A 284-nucleotide genomic window follows, 5' to 3' on the forward strand; every position below is an offset into this window, starting at 1 on the left:
ATCGGGCAGTGGGCGTAGCGCGGCGGCTTGGCGCACTAGTTCGGGCAGGTCGGGGCGGCTGGGTGCGGCCGCAGCCAGGTGATCGGCCAGTTGCGGCCAGAAGCTGTCGTTGCGCAGGCGTGGATCGATGGAGTCGATGAGTTCGGCGAATTGGCGAACTGCGGGGACTCGCGCGGTGAGTACCTCGTTGGCGCGCTGTTGTAGGGTTCGTTGGATTCGGCGCGGCTGGTTGGCCGGTTGGTCGACACCAAGCAGGCGGGTGTCTTGCTCGGCGACGCCGAATG

General features: G+C 67.3%; 1 protein-coding gene. It reads right to left on the reverse strand.

Going from position 1 to position 284, the window contains the following annotated elements; all coding sequences use genetic code 11:
- On the reverse strand, positions 1–284 hold a 284-nt coding region (locus tag ACZY0B_RS28015; protein ID WP_463767462.1), incomplete at both ends, for a hypothetical protein.

Source organism: Mycobacterium sp. IDUB_19, assembly GCF_055419445.1.